This window comes from Saccharopolyspora sp. NPDC002686, assembly GCF_040295745.1.
GTDB lineage: Bacteria > Actinomycetota > Actinomycetes > Mycobacteriales > Pseudonocardiaceae > Saccharopolyspora > Saccharopolyspora oryzae.
Genome location: NZ_JBEOVY010000495.1, coordinates 1 through 4,366 on the forward strand (window position 1 = coordinate 1; position 4,366 = coordinate 4,366).

The 4,366-nt window shown below is 71.1% G+C and carries 5 protein-coding genes; 3 read left to right on the forward strand and 2 right to left on the reverse strand.

All coding sequences use genetic code 11. The annotated features are described in order from the left end of the window. Positions 1–97: 97 nt before the first annotated feature. From ABTZ89_RS36255 to ABTZ89_RS36265, 3 genes are all read left to right on the forward strand, one after another. Entirely contained in the window at positions 98–481 is a 384-nt protein-coding gene (locus tag ABTZ89_RS36255; RefSeq protein WP_351053509.1) for a YchJ family protein, read from the forward strand. Positions 482–546: 65 nt separating this feature from the next. Next, positions 547–1,290, forward strand: coding sequence for a MerR family transcriptional regulator (locus ABTZ89_RS36260; protein WP_351053500.1), 744 nt, complete (start codon positions 547–549; stop codon positions 1,288–1,290). A 101-nt stretch (positions 1,291–1,391) separates the two neighbouring features. Then, positions 1,392–2,009: a phosphatase PAP2 family protein gene (locus ABTZ89_RS36265; RefSeq protein WP_270949287.1), complete on the forward strand. Its 618-nt coding sequence runs from the start codon at positions 1,392–1,394 to the stop codon at positions 2,007–2,009. 8 nt (positions 2,010–2,017) lie between these two features. On the opposite strand, the gene ABTZ89_RS36270 is transcribed toward ABTZ89_RS36265, so the two are convergent. Together ABTZ89_RS36270 and ABTZ89_RS36275 are read right to left on the reverse strand one after the other, a co-directional pair. Continuing rightward, positions 2,018–3,004, reverse strand: a complete 987-nt coding sequence (locus ABTZ89_RS36270) for a LysR family transcriptional regulator (RefSeq protein ID WP_351053504.1) — start codon at positions 3,002–3,004, stop codon at positions 2,018–2,020. 47 nt (positions 3,005–3,051) lie between these two features. Then, positions 3,052–4,230, reverse strand: a complete 1,179-nt coding sequence (locus tag ABTZ89_RS36275) for an acyl-CoA dehydrogenase family protein (protein WP_351053507.1) — start codon at positions 4,228–4,230, stop codon at positions 3,052–3,054. Between the last annotated feature and the right edge of the window lie 136 nt (positions 4,231–4,366).

A 4,366-nucleotide genomic window follows, 5' to 3' on the forward strand; every position in this document is an offset into this window, starting at 1 on the left:
GTGAGTGCGTAACAGTGTTCGAACACTGTTACGCACTCACGACCGCAGGTGCGGCCGCGGACCGGTGCCGCCTCGGTGATGAGAAGGTGGTGGGGTGATTGGGTTTGAGCGTTGTCCTTGTGGGCTTGGTGAAGCTTTTCCCGACTGCTGTGGTCGGGTGATTTCGGGGGAGGGGCGGGCTGGGACCGCTGAGCAGTTGATGCGGTCCCGGTTCAGCGCGTTCGCCGTCGGGGACGTTGCGTACCTGCTGGCCTCTTGGCATCCCGATACCCGGCCGGCCGACGTCGAGCTCGATCCCGAGCAGCGGTGGGTGCAGTTGGAGGTCCTGGACCGCAGCGGTGGCGGGCCGTTCGATTCGGAGGGGACCGTGCGGTTCCGGGCGCACTACCGGTTGCCCGGTGAGAAGGGGACGTTGACGGAGAACAGCCGCTTCAAGAAGGAGGGCGGGGTGTGGTTCTACGTCGACGGTGAGCACGAGTAATCGCCCGCGGGCGGTGGCCGGTGCGCCTCCGGCGGTGTTCGAACAGGGGAACTAGACTTCGTCGAGTGGCGGAATACCGGATCGACGATCTTGCCCGGGCAGCTGGGACGACGGTGCGCAACGTGCGCGTCTACCAGGACCGGGAACTGCTGCCACCACCTCGGCGGCAGGGGCGGACCGCGATCTACTCCGACGCGCACCTGGTCCGGCTGCGGCTGATCATCAACATGCTCGAGCGCGGGTACGCGTTCGCGCAGATCAAGGAGATGATCTCGGCCTGGGAGGCAGGCCGCAGCCTGGGGGACGTGCTGGGCCTGGAAGAGGTCGTCGGCGAGTCCTGGGCGGACGAAGCTCCGCGCGCCGTCACCATCACCGAGCTGCGCAGGCAGTTCGGCAAGCAGCTCACCCCCAACAACGTCAAGCGCGCGATCGACTTGGGCCTGCTGGAGCGCCGCGGTCGCAGCTTCGTCTCCCCGAGCCCGCAGCTGCTGGACGCCGGAACCGAGCTGGTCAGCCTCGGCGTCCCGCTCAGCGAGGTGCTCGACCTGGCCGAACAGCTCCAGCAGGACATCGACCACGTCGCGGGCCACTTGGTGGAGATGGTCCGCGCGCACGTGCTGACCCGCCCGGTGCCGAGCGAGGACGAGGTCCCGTTCTACACCGACGTCCTGCACCGCCTGCGCCCGCTGGTGAAGTCGGCCCTCAACGCCGCCGCAGCGCGCTCGGCGGCCCGGGTCATCCCCGAAGTCCTCGGCGACCGCCTGATCGAGATGCTCGCCGACGCCGACGATCAGGCCAAGCGCGCCTGACCCCGGATCAGGGCCGGGGCTGGGAGTTCTGGCCGTCTGGTCGCCGCGGGTGACGGGTGTGTGAGACTCCTTGGCGCCCAGCCCGAGCGCCAGAGGACCCCATGAGCAACGCAGCACCCGAGACCGGCACCCGCAGTTCCGCGACGGATCGCGCGGCGCGCGTGCTCACCGAGATCTTCGCACCGTGGGTGATCGTGGTGCTGCTGCCGGTGGCGGTGGCCTGGCGCGCGACCGCGAGCATCGGCCCGGCCGTGGGCTGGGGCCTGCTGGTCGCGGCGACCAGCAGCATCCTGCCGATGGGCGTGATCGTGTGGGGCGCGCGCACCGGGCGCTGGGACAGCCACCACGTGCGCGACCGAGCGGGCCGCTTCGTGCCGTTCATCGCGCTGATCGTGATGAGCCTGATCGGGCTGGGACTGCTGGTGCTGCTGGGAGCGCCGTGGCTGCTGATCGCCCTGGACCTCGCCATGATCGTGTCGCTGCTGGTCACCGGCGGCATCACGGTCTGGTGGAAGGTGTCGATGCACTCGGCGGTGGCCTCGGGCGCGGTGGTGATCCTCGCGGTGCTCTTCCACCCGGTGTGCTGGGCGCTGATGCTGGTGGTCGCGGCGATCTCCTGGTCCCGCGTCCACCTCCACGACCACACGACGGCCCAGGTCACCGCCGGAGCGATCGTGGGAGCGATCATCGGCGGCGGCCTGTTCACCGCCCTCGTCTGATTCCGCGTTTACCGCTCGACCGCCGGGATGTGCACGGCGTCGTAAGCGGCATCGGCCGCGTCGATCAGGCGCGCCCCTTTTGCAGTCCGGGCGTCGGCGATGGCCGCGTACCAGGAGTCGAGGGTCGCTTTGCACTGGCTGACCACCTCGTGCGCCGCCGGGCTCAGCGCGGCGCGCCGGTGGACCACCCCGAAGGGCACCGACACCAGTGGCTCGGTTTCGATCACGACGGCACCGAGCCGTCGCGCTTGAACGGCCATCCGCAGCGGGAGGAAAGCGTGCACTCCGCCGCCGAGGACGAGCGTGAGCTGCGCGTGGCGATTGGGCATGCTCGCGATCAGCCGCGGTTCCACCCCCACGTCCCGCAGAGCCGTCGCCACCCGGTCGTTCTCGCGCTGCGCGAGCGAGCAGACCGTCAGCGGCAGGTCGCCGAGCGCGTCGAGCGGCAGCTGCCCGGTCGGCGGGGCCGGCGAACCCGGCGGCATCACCAGCAGCAGCCGCTGCACCCCGAGCTCGACGAAGTCGAGGCTCTTGGTGGGCACGGGCCCGGTGGTGAACCCGAGCTCGTACCGTCCGGCGACCACCTCGCCGCACAGCTCCCGGACGCCAGCGGCCTCGGCGATGTCCAGCCGCACGTCCGGATGCCGGGCGCGGAACGAGGTGATCCAGGAGGCGACCGCGTCGCTGGACATCTCCGGCATCGTGCCGATGGAGACCGAGCCCGCCTCGAGATCCCGGGCCGGGCTCATCGCATCCCGGGCGGCGACGACGCCGTCGAGGATGGCCCGCGCCTTCGGGACCAGCAGCGTTCCCGCCGGGGTCAGGACCAGGCTGCGCCGCGCCACGCGCTGGAACAGCTCCACCCCGAGCTCGCGTTCGAGCGCCTGGATGGCCTGGGAGAGCGCCGGCTGGGAGACGTAGAGGCGCTGCGCGGCCCGGTTCAGCCCCCCGTGCTCGACCACGGCCAGGAAGTACTCGATCTGGCGCAGCTCCATCGTCCCTCCTCCGCTCATCCGGTCCCGGCGCACTCCTCGGGCCAGCCCTAACGTACGCGGTAGCTGTCCGGCAGCACCCCGTCCGCCGCGACCGACCGGGTCATCGCGCGGCCCAGGTTCCGCTCGTGGATGGCGGAGGCGCCCTCGTAGATGCGCAAGGTGCGGACGTCGCGCCACATCCGGGGCACCGGGTGCGGCCCGACGATGCCCTCCCCGCCGAGCAGCTGCACGCACTTGTCGGCGACCCGGCCGACCATCTCCGAGCAGTACAGCTTCGCCGCCGAAATCCGTTGCCGGGGAACGGTTCCGGCGTCGAACGCGCGCGCGGCGTCCAGTGCGAGCGCCCGCCCGGCCTCCATCTCCGAGTAGCACCGGCCCAGCTCCGCTTGCACGACGCCGAGATCGGCGAGCGGGGCGCCGAACTGGTGCCGCTCGTTGACGTGGCGGGTGGTCTCCTCCAGCATCCGGGTCGCCTGGCCGACGCAGGTCGCGGCGACGTGGAGCCGGGCGTGGTTGATCCCGCGCATCGCGGCCGCGAGCCCGGTGCCGGGCACTCCGCCGAGAAGCCGGTCTTCGGCGACGACCACCGACGTCAGGTCGATCTCGGCGACGGGGCCTTCGGCGTGGCCGTTCATGAGGTCCGGGATCCGGGTCGACACGCCGGGCGTTGTCCGGTCCACGAGGAACGCGGACACCTCGGCGTCGTCGGTGCGGGCGAAGACGACCAGCGTGTCCGCCCAGTGCGCGTTGGTGATGTAGCGCTTCGTCCCGTCCAGGACCCACCCGTCGCCGGTGCGCCGGGCGGTGGTCTGGACGTTGGTGGCGTCGGAACCGGCTGCCGGCTCGGTCAGCGCGAACGAGGTGACCCGCCGGCCGGCCGCCATGCCCGGAAGCATCTCGCGGCGCTGTTCCTCCGTGCCGTGGTCGAGGATCGCCTGCGAGCAGAGCCCGATCACGGTCGAGAAGCGCGAGCGGTACACGCACGACGCCCTGGTGAATTCGAGGGTCAGCTGCACCTGCTGTTCCATGGTCCAGCCGAGCCCGCCGTAGGCGGGTGGGATCGAGATGCCGAACAGTCCCAGCTCGGCCATGCGCCGCACGATCGTGTCCGGGACCTGCCCCGCGGCGACCATTTCGGCCTCGGCGGGGATCAGCTCGTCGTCGGTGAACGCGGCGATCGTGCGCAAGTACGCGTCGAAGTCGGGCTTGCCGGCGGCGCGGGTCATCGGTTCTCCATCCCTGGTTGCTCCGGCAGGACGACGCCGTCGCCTGCCAGCCGGTCGATCTCGTCCTCGCTGCGCCCGAGTTCGCGCAGCACGTCGCGGGTGTGTGCGCCCAGCCGGGGCGCGGCCGACGTCCGGC

Excerpts from the sequence above, each read along its gene's own strand:
- ABTZ89_RS36265 (WP_270949287.1), top strand. The coding sequence starts at position 1,392 with ATGAGCAACGCAGCACCCGAGACCGGCACCCGCAGTTCCGCGACGGAT.
- ABTZ89_RS36270 (WP_351053504.1), bottom strand. The coding sequence starts at position 3,004 with ATGGAGCTGCGCCAGATCGAGTACTTCCTGGCCGTGGTCGAGCACGGG.
- ABTZ89_RS36275 (WP_351053507.1), bottom strand. The coding sequence starts at position 4,230 with ATGACCCGCGCCGCCGGCAAGCCCGACTTCGACGCGTACTTGCGCACG.